Origin of the sequence: Streptomyces sp. NPDC057253, assembly GCF_042669125.1 — a bacterium.
Classification (GTDB): domain Bacteria; phylum Actinomycetota; class Actinomycetes; order Streptomycetales; family Streptomycetaceae; genus Streptomyces.
Genome location: NZ_JBHUXV010000172.1, coordinates 1 through 16202, shown reverse-complemented (window position 1 = coordinate 16202; position 16202 = coordinate 1). Strand labels below are relative to the sequence as shown.

At 70.7% G+C, this 16202-nt stretch carries 15 protein-coding genes and 1 tRNA gene; 5 read left to right on the top strand and 11 right to left on the bottom strand.

Features of this window, described 5'->3' with window-relative positions; all coding sequences use genetic code 11:
- Positions 1-80: 80 nt before the first annotated feature.
- Positions 81-154 (bottom strand) — tRNA-Met (locus ACFULQ_RS44835).
- 54 nt (positions 155-208) lie between these two features.
- Complete coding sequence (locus ACFULQ_RS44830) at positions 209-3166, bottom strand: UPF0182 family protein (protein ID WP_383556333.1); 2958 nt, start codon at positions 3164-3166, stop codon at positions 209-211.
- Between the two features lie 143 nt (positions 3167-3309).
- On the opposite strand from ACFULQ_RS44830, the gene ACFULQ_RS44825 reads away from it, so the two are divergent.
- Positions 3310-3852, top strand: a complete 543-nt coding sequence (locus ACFULQ_RS44825; protein WP_383556332.1) for a PPA1309 family protein — start codon at positions 3310-3312, stop codon at positions 3850-3852.
- Positions 3853-3861: 9 nt separating this feature from the next.
- Here ACFULQ_RS44825 and ACFULQ_RS44820 read toward each other — a convergent pair whose 3' ends face one another.
- From ACFULQ_RS44820 to ACFULQ_RS44805, 4 genes are all read right to left on the bottom strand, one after another.
- The gene (locus ACFULQ_RS44820) at positions 3862-4956 is read right to left on the bottom strand and encodes a PDZ domain-containing protein (RefSeq protein ID WP_383556329.1); all 1095 of its coding nucleotides are present in this window, start codon (positions 4954-4956) and stop codon (positions 3862-3864) included.
- A gap of 36 nt (positions 4957-4992) precedes the next feature.
- On the bottom strand, positions 4993-5157 hold the full coding sequence (locus tag ACFULQ_RS44815; protein WP_383556326.1) for a hypothetical protein: 165 nt from the start codon (positions 5155-5157) through the stop codon (positions 4993-4995).
- A gap of 145 nt (positions 5158-5302) precedes the next feature.
- Positions 5303-5764, bottom strand: coding sequence for a molybdenum cofactor biosynthesis protein MoaE (locus ACFULQ_RS44810; protein ID WP_383556324.1), 462 nt, complete (start codon positions 5762-5764; stop codon positions 5303-5305).
- A 205-nt stretch (positions 5765-5969) separates the two neighbouring features.
- A complete protein-coding gene (locus ACFULQ_RS44805) occupies positions 5970-7085 on the bottom strand; it encodes an SDR family oxidoreductase (protein WP_383556321.1) in 1116 nt (371 codons plus the stop codon).
- 190 nt (positions 7086-7275) lie between these two features.
- Between ACFULQ_RS44805 and ACFULQ_RS44800 the strand changes: the two genes are divergently transcribed.
- Entirely contained in the window at positions 7276-8694 is a 1419-nt protein-coding gene (locus tag ACFULQ_RS44800) for a zinc-dependent metalloprotease (RefSeq protein WP_383556319.1), read from the top strand.
- Positions 8691-9212 carry an NUDIX hydrolase gene (locus tag ACFULQ_RS44795; protein WP_383556315.1) on the top strand — a complete coding sequence of 174 codons (522 nt, stop codon included), beginning with the start codon at positions 8691-8693 and terminating at the stop codon, positions 9210-9212. Before ACFULQ_RS44800 ends, ACFULQ_RS44795 begins: the two co-directional genes overlap by 4 nt.
- A 60-nt stretch (positions 9213-9272) precedes the next feature.
- On the opposite strand, the gene ACFULQ_RS44790 is transcribed toward ACFULQ_RS44795, so the two are convergent.
- The 4 genes from ACFULQ_RS44790 to ACFULQ_RS44775 form a co-directional block, all read right to left on the bottom strand.
- Positions 9273-10010, bottom strand: a complete 738-nt coding sequence (locus ACFULQ_RS44790) for an AIM24 family protein (RefSeq protein ID WP_383556311.1) — start codon at positions 10008-10010, stop codon at positions 9273-9275.
- Positions 10011-10029: 19 nt separating this feature from the next.
- Positions 10030-10707: an AIM24 family protein gene (locus ACFULQ_RS44785; RefSeq protein WP_053847938.1), complete on the bottom strand. Its 678-nt coding sequence runs from the start codon at positions 10705-10707 to the stop codon at positions 10030-10032.
- Positions 10708-10711: 4 nt separating this feature from the next.
- Complete coding sequence (locus ACFULQ_RS44780) at positions 10712-12316, bottom strand: TerD family protein (protein WP_383556308.1); 1605 nt, start codon at positions 12314-12316, stop codon at positions 10712-10714.
- Between the two features lie 115 nt (positions 12317-12431).
- Positions 12432-13028, bottom strand: a complete 597-nt coding sequence (locus tag ACFULQ_RS44775; protein ID WP_356461752.1) for a M48 family metallopeptidase — start codon at positions 13026-13028, stop codon at positions 12432-12434.
- Positions 13029-13321: 293 nt separating this feature from the next.
- Between ACFULQ_RS44775 and ACFULQ_RS44770 the strand changes: the two genes are divergently transcribed.
- Both ACFULQ_RS44770 and ACFULQ_RS44765 read left to right on the top strand, forming a co-directional pair.
- Complete coding sequence (locus ACFULQ_RS44770) at positions 13322-14539, top strand: TOMM precursor leader peptide-binding protein (RefSeq protein ID WP_383556336.1); 1218 nt, start codon at positions 13322-13324, stop codon at positions 14537-14539.
- Positions 14532-15902 carry an ABC1 kinase family protein gene (locus tag ACFULQ_RS44765; RefSeq protein WP_383556305.1) on the top strand — a complete coding sequence of 457 codons (1371 nt, stop codon included), beginning with the start codon at positions 14532-14534 and terminating at the stop codon, positions 15900-15902. The genes ACFULQ_RS44770 and ACFULQ_RS44765 overlap by 8 nt, the downstream gene beginning before the upstream one ends.
- Before the next feature lie 11 nt (positions 15903-15913).
- Here the strand turns inward: ACFULQ_RS44765 and ACFULQ_RS44760 are convergent, their stop codons facing one another.
- On the bottom strand, positions 15914-16138 hold the full coding sequence (locus tag ACFULQ_RS44760; protein WP_383556302.1) for a hypothetical protein: 225 nt from the start codon (positions 16136-16138) through the stop codon (positions 15914-15916).
- Between the last annotated feature and the right edge of the window lie 64 nt (positions 16139-16202).

The window sequence follows — 16202 nt, the reverse complement described above, 5'->3', positions numbered from 1 at the left end:
CGGCCGTCGTTACCTCGGAACATGCGTTCGAACAACACTATGGCCCGGATCCTGAAGAGGATCCGGGCCTTCGATTCCAGTAGCGGGGACAGGATTTGAACCTGCGACCTCTGGGTTATGAGCCCAGCGAGCTACCGAGCTGCTCCACCCCGCGCCGTTGTGTCGCAACCGTATCACGGCGCGGGGGTGGGCTTTTGACCAGCTCCGCTCAGCCGCTGGGGCTGCTGCTCGGACTGCTGCTGGGTTTCGGACTGCTGCTGGGCTTCGCGCTGCTGCCGCTCTTGTTCGCCGCGGCCTGCGCGTCCTCGGCCCGCTTGAGCGCGTCCTCAAGATCCGCCTGAGCCCGGCCGTACGCCTCCCAGTCACCCTTCTTCAGGGCTTCCTGGCCGGCGTCGAAGGCCTTCTGGGCGTCGTCCAGCGCCTGTTGGACCGTCGGGTTGCTGGACGTCGGCGGCGGCTTGGTCGTGCCGCCGTCGTCGCTCGGTGGCGGGGTGGTCGAGGCGTCCGCTCCGAAGACCTTGTTCAGGGCCTGGTCGAGGGTGTCCTCGAAGGCGGTGTTGCCGCCGTAGGTCACCAACACCTTCCGCAGCAGCGGGTACTTGAGTCCACCACCGCGTACGTAGACCGGCTCCACGTAGAGCAGTCCTCCGTCCAGCGGCACCGTCAGGAGATTGCCGTACTCCACATTGGAGTCGCCTCTGTTGAGGAGGCTGATCGTCTCGGCGATGTCCTGTTCGGAGTTGAACTGGCTCTGCACCTGTTTGGGCCCGTTGACCGTGGTGTTGGTCGGCAGTTTCAGGATTCTGATCTTGCCGTAGTCAGGGGTGCCCGCCTCCGCGTCGACCGCCATGAACGCACTGAGGTTGTCACGGCCGTTGGGCGTGAACGTCGTCGTGAGCGAGAACGCCTGTGCCGACTGGTCCGGCATCTTCATGCTCAGGTAGTACGGCGGCACCGCGTCGCCCGACTTGTTGGTCGGGTCGTCCGGCACCTGCCACACCTCGCTGCCGCTGAGGAAGGTGTCCGCGTCCTCGACGTGGTAGCGGGCCAGCAGCTCACGCTGGACCTTGAACAGGTCCTGCGGGTACCGCAGATGGGCCATGAGGTCGGGGGAGATGTCCTTCTTGGACTCCACCGTGCCCGGGAACGCCTTCATCCAGGTCTTGAGAACCGGGTCCTTGGTGTCCCACTGGTAGAGCTTGACCTCGCCGGTGTACGCGTCGACGGTCGCCTTCACCGAGTTGCGGATGTAGTTGACCTGGTTCTGCTGGGCCACCACCGCGCGCTGGTTGTTGGTCGCGGTCAGCGAGTCGGCCGTGGTGTCACCGAGGGTCGTGCGCGAGGAGTACGGGTAGCCGTTGGTCGTCGTGTACGCGTCGACGATCCACTGGATCTTGCCGTTCACCACCGCCGGGTAGGCGTCGCCGTCGATCGTCAGCCAGGGGGCCACCGCCTCGACACGCTGCTTCGGCGTGCGGTTGTACAGGATCCGCGAGCCCTCGCCGATCGCTCCGGAGTAGAGGATCTGCGGCTCGCTGAACGCCACCGCGTACGCGGCCCGGTTGACCGGGTTGGAGAGGTTGACCCCACTCTTGGCCTTGTAGCTGTAGGTCTTCTCACCGTCGTCGTCGGAGTAGTCGATCTCCTTCTGGGGACCGCCGACGATCGAGTAGGCGGTGGTCTTCTCGCCGTAGTAGACACGCTGCTGGTAGGTCCCGAGGTCGCCCTGGGACGGCAGGTTGGACTCGGTGAAGACCGGGCGGCCCTCGTCGTCGGCCTCGGTGCCCTTCGCGGCGACCACGCCGTAGCCGTGGGTGTAGCGGAAGTGGTCGTTGATCCAGTTGTTCTTCGGGATGCCGGCGAGGTTCAGCTCACGCAGCCCGATGACCGTGTCCTGGTCCTTGCCGTCCTTGCTGTAGCGGTCGACGTCCAGGTTGGTCGGGAACGCGTAGTAGTTGCGCATCTGCTGGAGCTGCTGGAACGTCGGCGAGACGACGTTGGGGTCCATGACCCGGATGCTGGCCGTGGCGTCGACGTCGTCGCGCAGCTTGGTCTTGTCCGTGGTGGTGGACTTGCCGTCGTACTCGGTCACCGAGGCGTCGTCGATGCCGTACGCCTCGCGCGTCGCCTTGAGGTTCTTCTCGACGTACGGGGCTTCCTTGGCCTGCTCGTTCGGCTGGACCTGGAACTTCTGGACGATCGCGGGGTAGAGCCCGCCGATGAGGATCGCCGAGAGCACCATCAGGCCGAAGCCGATCACGGGCAGCTGCCAGGTGCGCCGCCACAGGGTGGCGAAGAACAGCAGCGCGCAGATGACCGCGATGCAGAACAGGATGGTCTTCGCCGGCAGGTAGGCGTTGGCGTCGACGTACCTCAGGCCGGTCCAGCTGTCGGTCGCCTTGAAGTCGCTGGACTTGACCGCGAGGCCGTACCGGTCGAGCCAGTACGCGACCGCCTTCAGGGCGACGAAGATGCCGAGCAGCACCGACAGGTGTCCGGTGGCCGCGGCGGTGGCCCGCGCGCCCGGCGAGGTGATCCTGAGACCGCCGTAGAGGTAATGGGTCAGGGCCGCGGCGATCACGGAGAGGATCGCGGCCGCGAACCCGAAGCCGAGCAGGAACCGGTACCAGGGCAGGTCGAAGGTGTAGAAGGAGATGTCGAGGTGGAACTGCGGGTCCTTCTGGCCGAAGGAGACGCCGTTGACCCACATCAGCCAGGTCCGCCACTGGCCGGCCGCCGAGGCGCCCGCGATCAGGCCCACCAGCGCGGTGACCCCGAGCAGCAGCCACTTCTTGTACGGCGCGATGCCCATCCGGTAGCGGTCGAGGTTCTGCTGCTCCATGGACATGGCGCTCAGCGGCGGGCGCAGCCGGTGGGCCAGCCAGATGTTGAAACCGACCGCGAGGGCCATCAGCACACCGAAGACGAAGAACAGCCCGATCTTGGTCCACAGGGTGGTGGTGAACACGGACGAGTAGTTCACCGAGCGGTACCAGAGCCAGTCCGTCCAGAAACCCGCGAACATGGTGAACGCCATGCCGAGGACGGCAAGGACGCCCAGCGTCATGAGCAGGGTCCTGGCACGCCGGGACGGGCGGCCCACTCTCATCCGCGGCCCTGTCGGGCCTCCGCCGCGGTCCGGCATCTGGAAAGCCAAGGTGCGCACCTCGAAGTTCGCTGTCGATCCGTCAGACCCTCGTGTTCGCGGGCCCTGGGTGGCCCCCCGTGATCGCGGGCCCACACCTATGCAACTTACTCACCGTTTACTCGGTTCCCGATTCCGGTCACGAACGAGGCAGGATTGTGACCATGTCCAACACCCCCATGGCGGCGAACCCGCTCACCCGGGCCGTTCTCGAGATCGACGAGTACGCCTCCGGCCTCGGCTGGGACCAGCCCGCTCGCCTCTTCGCCCTCGTAGACACCGCCCGGCTGCGCGCCCAGGAACCCGCTCTCGCGAGCCAGCTCGGCCTGGAGGAGGGGCAGGAGTCCGCGGCCCTGACCCCCATCGAGCAGGACGAGATTCCCGCGGGCAAGCCGCTCGACGAGTTCCTCGGCACCATCGCCTGGCCCGACGCGGTCGTGGGCTGCGCGCTCACCGTGGAGCGGCTGATGCTGCCGCCGTCCGCCGAGGCGTCCGTCCCGCAGGGGCTGAGCGAGGCCAAGCTGGCGAAGTGGGTCGCCGAGCACCCGGACCGCCAGGAGGTCCGCATGACGGTGGCGGTGCTGCGCGACGGCACCCGGGACTCGGCCCTGCGGCTGCGCGAGAAGGACTCCCCCACGGAGGTCCTCACGGGCGGCGACCTGGTCCCGGGCCTCGCGGAGGCCCTGTCGGCGACGTTCGAGGAGTAGTCCGGCCGGCTAGCTCTTCGTGCACTTCGGCAGGTCGGACGTCCGGTGCTCGCGGATGTCCTTGAGCGCGCCGAGGGCGTCGTCGATGGTGTTCACCTTGACCAGGGTGAGCCCGCTCGGGGTGTCCTTGGCGGCCGCCGCGCAGTTGTCGGCGGGGGTCAGGAAGTACCGGGCGCCCTTGTCGCGCGCGCCGACCGTCTTCATCTCGATGCCGCCGATCGGGCCGACCTTGCCGTCGTCGTCGATGGTGCCGGTACCGGCGACGAACGTGCCGCCGGTGAGGCTGCCCGGGGTGAGCTTGTCGTAGATGCCGAGCGCGAACATCAGGCCGGCGCTCGGGCCGCCGACGTCGGCGAGCTTGATGTCGATGGTGAACGGGAAGGTGTGGTCGGTCCCGGCGGCGATGCCGACGATGGCCCGCTTGGCGCCCTCGTCGTCGGACGCCTTGGTGGTGATGGTGACCTTCTCGGTCTTCGTCGCCGTCTTGTTCGCCTTCTCGGCGGCGGCCTGCTCCTTGGCGGGCACGATCGTGAAGACGACGTCCTCGCCGGGCTTGTGCTTGGTCACCAGCTTGGCGACGTCGTCCGGCGCCTTCACCGCCGTACCGTCGACGGCCTTGATCACGTCACCGGCGTGCAGCCTGCCCTCGGCCGGGGAGTCCTTGACGACGGTGGAGACGATCACCCAGGACTGCACGGGGACGTCGAGCTCCTTCAGGGCGGCGACCTTGGCGCTCTCCTGGGACTGGCTGAACTCCTCGGCGTTCTCCTGGGTCGACTGCTCCTCGGTCTTGCCGTCCGGGTAGAGGGTGTCGTGCGGGACGACCTTGACGTCGTGCGCGAGCCAGCCGTAGACGGCCTCGACGAGGTTCATCCTGAAGTCGGCGCTGGTGACCCGGACGGTGGTCATGTTCAGGTGACCGCTCGTCGGGTACGTCTTGCGCCCGGAGATCTGGAGCACCGGCTCGCCGCCGTGGTCCCCGAGGGTGTTCACCGTGGGGCCCGGTGACATCTCGGAGTAGGGCACGGTGATGAAGACTCCCGCGCACAGGAGCGCGATCAGCATCAGGGTGGAGGCGAGCATCGTCGCGGTGCGGCGTGGCATGGCACGACAGTACGGGACGTGTCTGTCGGACCATCGTCAGGTACCGGAGTGGGACTTCTCCATGGCGGCGCGGAAACGGGCGTATCCGTCGAGCTCGGGGCCGTCGCTGCGCACCCTGCGGGTCCGGTTGGCCCAGCTGCCCCAGAGCCCCGCGGCGACCGCGGCCAACAACGGAATCAACAACCAGACGAGCGCCCCCATGCCGACCTCCCGACCCCGCGCAACGCGACCGCGAAAAACTGACTGATCAGCAGATTAATCATCCGCACTGACAACGCTGGTACCCGGGGTGCGGTTACGCAACCTGAGGGGTGAAGGAAGGGTTCAGCAGGCGCCGACGGCGGGCTCAGCAGGCACCGACCCATTCCTCCGTACCGTCAGAAAAGGTCTGGTGCTTCCAGATCGGCACCTCGTGCTTGAGATCGTCGATCAGCTTCCGGCAGGCCTCGAAGGCCTCGCCCCGGTGCGGACAGGAGACGGCGACGACGACGGCGAGATCCCCGACCTCGAGATCCCCCACCCGGTGCACCGCGGCGAGCGCCCGCACCGGGAACTCGGCGACGACCTTCTCGGCGATCCGCCGCATCTCGGCCTCGGCACTGGGGTGGCAGGAGTACCCGAGCTTGTCGACATCGGCCCCACCGTCGTGGTTCCGCACGGTCCCGACGAACAGCGCGGTCCCCCCGGCGGCATCGTCCCCCACGGCCCGGAAGACCTCGTCGAGGGAGAGGGGGGTGTCGCGGATGCCGATGAGCTTGATGGGCTCGTCGGCGGCCTGCTCGCCGGGGTGATCGAAGGTGGGTGCCATACGTCCATCGTGCCGCACGCCTGGGACAACGGGGAATGGAGCTATCACCCGGCACACGCGTGTGCCCGGTTGGAGACTCGTACAGTGCACCCACCCAGGGGCGCGGGGCTGTATCGATATGCGGCTCCGCCGCGTGGGCGCGACCAGCCACGACTGACCCGCAGCCGCCCGACTACCTCACGCGGCACCCCCTGAGGCGCACCCCTCAGATCCTCCGCCGAGCCTTCCGAGCCCGCCGCACAACCGCCGCCGCACCCAGCAGCGCGACCGTCGCCCCCGCCGCCCCCGCCGCCGTCGCGTCCTTCCGCCCCAGCCGCCGCCCGGCAACCGTGTGCCGCCCGGCCACCTCCTCCAGCAGCTCCGCGAGCACCTCCTCGTTGCTCCACTGCGGCCGCCACCCCGCGTCGTGCAGCCGGCTCCCGCTCACCACCCAGGGGTACATCGTGTACGCGAGATCACCCGCAGGGGACGGCGTCAGCCCGATCCGGTGCAACCGCGCGGCCGCGCCCAGCGCCACCGCCGACGGCAGCTCCATCCGGCGGATCCCGCTGAGCTCCTCGATCTCCTCCTGCTCCAGCCACCCGTCGCACCCCACGGCCAGCTCCCCGTCGACCTTCTCCAGGACGGCGTACTCCAGAGCGGCACACAGGTCCTCGACATGGCAGAACTGCCAGGCGGGCCGGGAACCCGCCACCACCAGCAGCCGGGGCGACTCGAAGTACCTGGTCAGCGCGGTGTCGGTGCCGCCGCCGACCAGCACGGCGGGCCGTACGACGGTGACGTTGAGCCCGGGGTGCGCCCGAGGGGCCCGCCGCGCGAGGCGCTCGATCTCCAGCAGGTCCCCGACGCCGGTCGCCTCCGCGGTGGCGCGCAGCTCGGCGTCCTCCGAGAGCGGCAGTTCGTTGTCGGGGAGCGCCCCGTAGACCATGGCGGAGGTGCAGAGGACGACCCGGTGGATGCCGGCGGCCGCGGCCGCGGTCAGCACGGTCTGCGTCCCCCGGACGTTGTAGGCCGTCCGCGCGGCGGGGTCCGTCTCCAGGTCGAGGTCGAGGGCCAGATGCACCACGACGTCGGCCCCGCGGAGCTTGTCCGCGATGGCGGGGTCCCGCACATCCAGGATGTGCCACTGCGCCGCGGCGCACTCGCCGCGCCGCTCGTCCAGCGCGATGACCTGCTTGATCTCCTCCGAGGCGGCGAGCCGCTCGGTGAGGAGGGCTCCGATGCCGGACGCGGCACCGGTGACCGCGACGACTGGCCCGCGTGTCGCGGGATTGGTTGACTGGTTTCGCGCTGCGCGAACCTGCGGATCAGGGGAACTCACCGGGCGTCTCCAGCGGTTGTCTTCAGTAGGAACGCGAGTGACGCGTACGTACCAGGTGGCATCCATCCTGCCGCAGGCGGAGAGTCGGCGGAGCACCGAGGCCCTCAGGGCTCGCGGTGTCTACGCTGGGGGTGTTATCGGGCAGCCGCGCCACCGGGGCAACCGGTGGCCTTACCAGCCGAGGAATCCCGTGAGTGACACCCCATTCGGATTCGGCCTTCCGCCGGAGGAGCCGGACGACGGCGACGAGGGCAAGAAGAAGGACCAGCAGAGCGGCGGTGGTCAGGGACCGAACAACCCGTTCGGTTTCGGCGGCCTGCCCGGCGCCGGAGGCTTTGGCGGCCCCGGCGCGGACAATCCGCTCGCTGCCATGTTCGGATCGCTGAACCCCACCGACCTGGGCGCCGCCTTCCAGCAGCTGGGCCAGATGCTCTCGTACGAGGGCGGCCCGGTGAACTGGGACATGGCCAAGCAGATCGCCCGCCAGACGGTCTCCCAGGGCACGTCGGACGGCACCAAGGACGCGAGCGTCGGCCCAGCCGAGCGCACCGCCGTCCAGGAGGCCGTGCGCCTGGCGGACCTGTGGCTCGACGACGCGACCTCGCTGCCGTCCGGCGCGGGAACCGCCGTGGCCTGGTCCCGCGCGGAGTGGGTCGAGGCGACCCTGCCCGCGTGGAAGGAGCTCGTCGACCCGGTCGCCGAGCGGGTCGGCACCGCGATGGGCGATGTCCTGCCGGAGGAGATGCAGGCCATGGCGGGCCCGCTGATCGGCATGATGCGCTCGATGGGCGGCGCCATGTTCGGCACCCAGATCGGGCAGGCCGTCGGCGTGCTCGCGGGCGAGGTCGTCGGGTCCACCGACATCGGCCTGCCGCTGGGCCCGGTCGGCAAGGCCGCGCTGCTGCCGGTGAACATCGAGGCCTTCGGCAAGGACCTCGGCGTCCCCAAGGAGGAGGTGCGGCTGTATCTCGCCCTGCGCGAGGCCGCCCACCAGCGCCTCTTCGCGCACGTGCCGTGGCTGCGCTCGCATCTGTACGGCGCGGTCGACGGCTACGCGCGCGGGATCAAGGTCGACACCGCCAAGCTGGAGGACGTGGTCGGCCAGTTCGACCCGCAGAACCCCGAGCAGCTCCAGGACGCCCTCCAGCAGGGCATGTTCCAGCCGGAGGACACCCCGGAGCAGAAGGCGGCCCTGGCCCGTCTGGAGACGGCCCTGGCGCTCGTGGAGGGCTGGGTGGACGCGGTGGTCCACGCGGCCGCGAAGCCCCGTCTGTCGTCCGCCGACGCACTGCGCGAGACCCTGCGCCGCCGGCGCGCCTCGGGCGGCCCGGCCGAGCAGACCTTCGCCACCCTGATCGGCCTGGAGCTGCGCCCGCGCCGGCTGCGGGACGCCTCCCGCCTGTGGGCCTCGCTCACCGACGCGCGCGGTGTCGACGGCCGCGACGGTCTGTGGGCCCACCCGGACATGCTGCCGACCGCCTCCGACCTGGACGACCCGGACGGCTTCGTGCACCGCGAGCAGCTGGACTTCTCCGAGCTGGACAAGATGCTCGGCGAGGCGGCGGACGGCAAGCCCGACCTGAAGAAGAAGGACGACGACACCGAGTGAGCCTGCACGACGACGCGGTCCTCGTACTCAAGGGGTACGAGGACCAGGAGGAGCTGCGCCAGGCGTATCTCGATCACCTCGCCGCGCACCCGGACGGCGTCTGGAAGGCGTGCCACGCCGGCCATGTCACTGCCAGCGCGCTGGTGATCGACCCCGAGCGGGGCCGGGTCCTGCTCACCCTCCACAGGAAGCTGCGCATGTGGCTCCAGATGGGCGGCCACTGCGAGCCGCAGGACGTCTCCCTGGAGGCGGCGGCCCTGCGCGAGGCCACGGAGGAGTCCGGCGTCGCCGGTCTGACCCTGCTGCCCGGCGGCCCGGTCCGCCTCGACCGGCACCCCATCCCCGCGCCGTGCAACTGCCACTTCGACGTCCAGTACGCGGCCCTCGCCCCGTCCGGCGCCGTGGAGACGATCAGCGAGGAGTCCCTCGACGTGCGCTGGTTCGCCTACGACGAGGTGGCGGAGGTCGCCGACGAGTCCGTCGTACGACTGCTGGAAGCGACCCGCGCGAGGCTGTGAGCCGCTGCTCCGCGCACGTGTAAGGGGCGCCCGGCTATGGCGGACGCCCCTTACCCGGGCTCAGCTGTTGCTGCCCCCGAGGGAGTTGCCCCGCATCCCGAACTGGCCGAGGACCCCGCCGTTGCGCATGCCCTGCGGTGGCAGGAGCTCGCTGGGCTGGACCAGGACGTGGCCGGTGCCGCCGAAGTGCATCTCCCAGCCCTCGCCGGTGGTGCCGCGGCGGCGCCACACTCCGGAGGTGGAGGTGGGCGCCTGGAGCTGGGTGCGCAGGGACGTGGACCAGGCGATGACGGCGTCGGAGTCGACGCAGACGTTCTTGTCCGGGCCCACCTCCAGCACCAGCGGCTCGCCCGAGGTCATCAGCACGACCTGCCCGGAGCCGGACAGCTCCAGGTTGTAGGCGCCCGCGGCGGCCACCTCGACGGCGCTGTCCACCGCGACGATGCCGACGCCGAGGGAGCCGTCGAAGGCGAGGATGTAGGAGCTGTCGACGGTGATGCCGCGGCCGACCTCCATGACGTGCAGGTGCTGGGCGAGGTTCGCCAGGTAGACGATGCCGTTGCCCTTGCAGCGCATGAGGTCGAGGCCCTCACCGGTCATCCGCTCGACGTTGCGCCAGCTGCGGTTGCGGTACTGGCTGTCGAACTCGACCTGGCCCTCGAAGGCCACCATGGCGCCCTGCCGGGCGAGGACGGGGCTGCTGCCCTGGGTGACGTCGGTCTTCAGGAGCTGCGGGTTCTGCAGGGTGTAGCGGCCGGTCGACTCGACCGGGACGTGTGCGAAGAGTGTGCTGTGCATGATGTGCCTGGTGCTCCCCTCAGCCCCGGATCTTGAATCGGTCGCCGGTGTCCTCACTCGGCTGGACGACGACGAAGCCCTGCCCCTTGAAGCCGATCTGGAAGGCCTCGCCGCTGCCGCGGCCGATGAGGGCGCTCGCCTTGATGGTGCGGCGGGCCTTCATCTCCAGCCCGGTCGTCCAGGCCACCAGGGCGTCCGGGTCGACGTAGGTCTCCCGTTCGGCGCAGTCCAGGGCCATCGGGATGCCCCGGCTGACCAGCGCGACCCAGCCGGTGCCCTTGATGACCAGGTTGGTCAGGCCGGAACCGGACAGCTTGGCGAGCCCCTTGACCGGCTCGATGGCCAGTTCCAGGGAGGCGTCGCAGGCCAGCAGGGTGGCGCCGTTGACGGACAGCGCCTCGCCGTTCAGGTGCAGGACGAGGATGTCGCCGCCGTAGTCGGCGAGGTACAGGTCGCCGTCGCCGCGGGCCAGCATCAGCCGGCCGCCCTCTCCGGTGACCATCTCCTCCGCCGAGCGGCGCAGGCTCGCGGGCGCCCCGTCGAACTGCACATAGCCGTCGTAGGCGATCATCGAGCCGGCCTTGGCGATCAGGTCCTGCCCGGTGACCATGGTGACCTTGAGCGTCTTGGAGCTGTGCACACTCATGCGGACGCCGGTCGCGGCGGCGCGGTGCGCACTCAGAGTCTGGGAGTCCATGGCCTCACACCTCGAAGGGCTGTACGACGACGAAGTTGCCGGGGGCGCCGCGGAACTGGAGGTTCACGGCCTCGGTGGTCTGCCGGGCGTACCCGGAGCGGCGCAGCCTGAGCGAGGTCGTGGTGACCGCCTGCGCACCGGCGGACCAGGCGATGACGGCGTTGCCGTCGACATAGGTGGCCGCGCCGACGGGCAGGACGACGGGCACGCCGCGGGTCTTGACGACGACCGCGCCGGTGCCGGAGAAGAGCATGCTGAAGAAGCCCCCGCCGGGCAGTCCCGCGCCCTCGATGCGGCGGACCTCGGTCTCCAGGGTCTCGTCGAAGGCCAGCACGCCCTGGGCGCTGGTGTAGAGCTGCTCGCCCTGGAGGCGGATCACGAAGACCCGGCTGGCCTCGTCGGCGAGGAACACCTCGCCGTTGCCGGTGCAGCGCATCAGGGACATGCCCTGGCCGGTGAGCGCCCCCGTGAGCTTGCCGAGCAGTCCCGAGCCCTTGTGGGCGAAGTCGATGTCGCCCTGGTAGGCGACCATGCTGCCTTGCTTGGCGAGGATGGGCGCGTCCTTGGTGAGGGTGGCCCGCACCAGGTTGGCGTTCTGCTCGGTCCAGCGGTCACCGACGGGCGCTTCCGCGTACTTCGTCAGCACGACCCGGACATTGGCCTCCGGCGGCACCGGGGCGAGCTGGGTGCCCCCGCCGAAGGGCTGCGCCTGGCCGGGGAAGGCGCCGGGAGCGCCGGGGGGCGCGAACTGGCCGGGGACGGCGCCCGGAGGGGTGAACTGGCCGGCGGGAGCGCCGGGGGGCGCGTACTGGCCTGCCGGGGGTGCGCCGGGCGGGGTGAAGGTCTGCCCAGGCGGGGTGAACGTCTGTCCCGGTGGGGTGAACGTCTGCGGGCTCGTCGGCGCGGCGGGCGCGGGCGACGGAGCGGCGGGGGCGGTCGGGGCCGGGGCGGGCGCCGGGGGCGCGCCGAACGAAGGCGCGGGCGCGACCGGCGCGGCGGCCTGCGGAGGCGGGGCGAAGGCCGGCGCCTGGGACTGGGCCGGGACGCCGGGCTGGGGCGCGGCCTCGGGCGTGGGCTCCTCCTCGGCGACCTCGCCGCCGAAGTTCCTCAGCAGCGCCTCCAGACCGCCGTCGAAGCCCTGGCCGACCGCGGCGAACCGCCAGACGTCCTTCAGGTACAGGTCGCCCACCATCACGGCCCGCTCGGTGGAGAACTCGCTGCCGTCGAACGAGTACCGGGCCACTTCCTCGCCGCCCGCGACGATCCGGAGGCACCCGGGAGCGATCTGCGACATCTGACCGTCGCCGTCGATCGTCGCCGTGAACGACAACTTCTGGATCTGCGACGGAATCTGATCGAGCGTGACCCGGAAGGACTCCGTGTCGCCGGACTGCGCACCCAGCAGCTGGATGGAGTCCTCGGGGGACTTCGGCTGATTGAAGAAGATGAAGTACCGGTCGTCGGAGAGCTGTTCGTCGGCGTCGAGACCGAAGCAGCTGATGTCGAAGGTCAGTCCGGGGCCGGAGATCTGTACGCCTACGTACAGGTCCGTGCCCGCGGTCAGGTCACTGATCTTGGCCTTGTGGCCGCGCTGGAATTCCCTGGCCATGCGTAACGACCGTCCCCCATCCCGAATGCGAGTGCGTCGCGACAGGCTAACTGCAAACTCTGACACCGGCGCAGGTCGGTACAGACCCGGTACAAAAACCCGTTCGGGCCGGTGGTCACTCTCCGCGCGTGGGCGGCAGATGCGGCAACCGGTCCGCGGCGACCACGCCCTCCAGGTAGCCCTTGGCCCGCTCGGTGCGCGGATACGCCTCCAGCAGCCGCCAGAAACGGGGCCCGTGACCGGGCACGAGCAGATGCGCGAGCTCATGGAGCAGCACGTAGTCGACGACGTACTCCGGCATCCCCTGGAGCCGGTGGGACAGCCGGATGCTGCCCTCGGACGGGGTGCAGGAGCCCCAGCGCGTGTTCTGGTTGGTGACCCAGCGCACCGAGGCGGGCCGTGCCCGGCCGTCGAAGTACTGCTCCGACAATCGCCGGGCCCGCTCGGAGAGCTCGGCGTCGCCCAGCACCCGTTTGCTCTCCTGCGCGGCCAGCTTGTCGAGCATGACGCTGACCCAGCGCTGCTCCTCTGCCTCGGACATCCGGGCAGGGATGAGCACGACGGTGCGATCGCCCTCGCGGTACGCGGAGACCGTCCGGCGTCGACGGCTGCTCCTGCGCACCTCGATCGCGCTCGCCCCCGAGCCGCTCGGCGGCTGGCTCGTCGTGCTGCGCTGTGGCGTTCCGGCGCTGTGCAGTGGGTCGGCGGGCACGCCCTGACGTTACCCGCTGCACACGGGGGAAGTCCCGACTCCGGGACGGTTCGGTTCCGATCGCCCACCATGCGTCTGATTTGTACGACGATCAGCCCTCACCTGTGGACAACTTTCGGCACGTGCCGGCCGGGTCCGGGCATGCTGGCACCGCCGCCGGAACCGCGACCGACCATCGCCCGGCTCCGGCGGTGGACGGGGATGATCTACGAGGGCTACGGGGGCCTGTCATGGAAGCAGTGGTTCCACCGGACACCATGGTCTCGGCGGACAGCATGGTGTCGCCGGACACGATGGTGCCGCGGATGAAGCCCGCCCTGCGGCGCGGCTGGCGCGATCTCAACACCGTGCAGTTCGGGATGACCCCGGCCCACGCGATGACGCTGGGCCCGATGGACACGGCGACGGGCAGCTTCCTGGACCTGCTCAACGGCACGCGCGGCCTGGCGCTGCTGCGGGAGGAGGGGCGCCGGATGGATCTCCCCGAGGGGCATGTCGACGCGCTGGTGGACCGGCTCGCCCGGGCCGGGCTCGTCGAGGACGCGAAGGGCGGCGGGCCGGCCGCGGACGCGCTGCGCGGGAGGCAGGGGGTCCTCGACCGGCTGGCGCCCGATCTGGCCTCCCTCTCCGTGACCACGTCCGCACCGGGCGACGCGATCAGGCTGCTGGCCGCCCGCCGCTCACTGCGCGTGCAGGTCAGAGGGGCCGGCCGAGTGGGCGCGGTGCTGGCCGCACTGCTCTCGGGCGCCGGGGTGGGGGAGGTCGACGTGCGGGACTGCGGCCGGGTCGAACCGGCGGACGTGGCCCCGGGCGGACTCCCCGCCGCCTCCGTCGGCGACCGCCGGGACACGGCCGCCCGCCGGGCGGTGACCGCAGCGGCCCCGGGCCGCCCGCCGCGCCGCGCCTCCCGGACCGCGGCAGGAGCGGACGACCCCGGTTTCTCCCTGGTGATCCTCACCCCGCGGGACGACGTCGACGTGCACGCGCCCGCCCCGGCGGTCGCCGAACCCCTCGTCCGGTCCGGGACACCTCATCTGTACGCGGGCGTGGTCGAGGCGACCGGGGTGGTCGGCCCCTTCGTCCTTCCGGGTGAGACGGGCTGCGCGGGCTGTCTGCACGAGACGCGGACCGACGGGGACCATGCCTGGCCCCGGCTGGTCACCCAGTGGCGCTCGGGCAGCAGGCCCCGGCAGGCCCGCCCCTGCGATCTGGCACTGGCCACGACCGTCGCGGGACTGGCGGCCGCACACGCCCTCGCCTTCCTGGACGGCCGGGTCCCGTCGAGCGCGGGTGCCCGCTGGGAGGTGTCGCTGCCCGGCCTGAACTGGCACGCGCGACCGGTGTGGCCGCATTCCGCATGCCCCTGCGGGGCCGCGGAGAAAGGTAAGGGAGAACACACCTCCAAGGAGGAGGCTGCGCACGAGACAATGACGGTGCAAGGGTCGTCGGAGGAGTCGTGCCGCAAGGCGCGCGCACCACGGCCTGCTGGGACCTGGAGGGCGCATGTCTGATCTTCCCCGGAAGGCGGTCACCCGGACCGCCAAACTCGCCGCGCTCCCGCTCGGCTTCGCCGGGCGGGCCACCTGGGGACTCGGCAAGCGGATCGTGGGCGAGTCCGCGGAGATCGTCGGCCGCGAACTGCAACAGCGCACCGCCGACCAGCTGTTCAAGGTGCTCGGGGAGCTCAAGGGCGGGGCCATGAAGTTCGGCCAGGCCCTGTCCGTCTTCGAGTCGGCGCTCCCGGAGGAGGTCGCCGGCCCCTACCGCGCGGCCCTGACCAAGCTCCAGGAGGCGGCGCCCCCGATGCCCACCCGCACCGTGCACACCGTGCTCGAGGAGCGGCTGGGCGCGGACTGGCGGGAGCTGTTCGCCGAGTTCGACGACAAGCCCTCGGCTGCGGCGTCGATCGGCCAGGTGCACCGGGCGGTGTGGCACGACGGGCGCGAGGTGGCGGTCAAGGTCCAGTACCCGGGTGCCGGTGAGGCCCTGCTGTCCGACCTGAACCAACTGGGCCGCTTCGCCCGCCTGCTGGGCCCCCTGGTGCCCGGCATCGACATCAAGCCCCTCATCAACGAGTTGCGCGACCGGGTCTCGGAGGAGCTCGACTACGGCCTGGAGGCCCAGGCCCAGCAGGCCCACGCCGAGGAGTTCGCGGACGACCCGGACGTCGTGGTGCCGGCGGTGGTCCACCAGAGCGAGCAGGTCCTGATCACGGAGTGGATCGACGGTGTCCCGCTCTCGGAGGTGATCGCCGACGGCACCCAGGAGCAGCGCGACCGCGCCGGCCAGCTCCTGGCCCGCTTCCTCTTCTCCGGCCCCGCCCGCACCGGCCTGCTGCACGCCGACCCGCACCCCGGCAACTTCCGGCTCCTGCCCGGCGGCCCCGACGGCAAGGACGACTGGCGCCTGGGCGTCCTGGACTTCGGCACGGTCGACCGGCTGCCCGGCGGTCTCCCGGACACCATCGGCACCTCCCTGCGGATGACGCTGGACGGCGACGCCGAGGCGGTCTACGACCTCCTGCGCACCGAGGGCTTCGTCAAGGAGTCGATAGAGCTGGACCCGGACGCCGTCCTCGACTACCTCCTGCCGATCATCGAACCGGCCGTGGTGGAGGAGTTCACCTTCACCCGCGGCTGGATGCGCAGCCAGGCCGCCCGGATCGCCGACCCACGCTCCCCCGCCCACCAACTGGGCAAGCAGCTCAACCTCCCCCCGGCCTATCTGCTGATCCACCGGGTGACCCTGAGCACCATCGGCGTCCTGTGTCAGCTGGGCGCGGCGGTCCGCCTGCGCGAGGAGCTGGAGGAGTGGCTGCCGGGGTTCCTGCCGGCGGACGAGAGCGGCGAGGAGGAGTCGGCCGCCCAGGCGTGACGCGACGCGGCCTACCACCAGGCCGAGTCGAGCCTCCCCTCGATCGCCCTGAGGTGCTCCCGGGAGCAGGCGTCGCAGAAGTACTGTCGGACGCCGTTCTCCACGGAGCAGGTCCAGGTGGGCTCGGGCCCCTCGGCCCGCGCCCCGCAGCGCGCGCACACGACGGGCCGCGCCTCGGCCTCGGGCTCCTTCTCCTCGAAGCCGCCGTCGCCACTGTCTCCGGGAAGACTCGTCACGCGCCGACGATAACGCCGCCTCCAGCGGTTTCGCGCACGGAACGCACCGCGGGGGCCGGTCCTG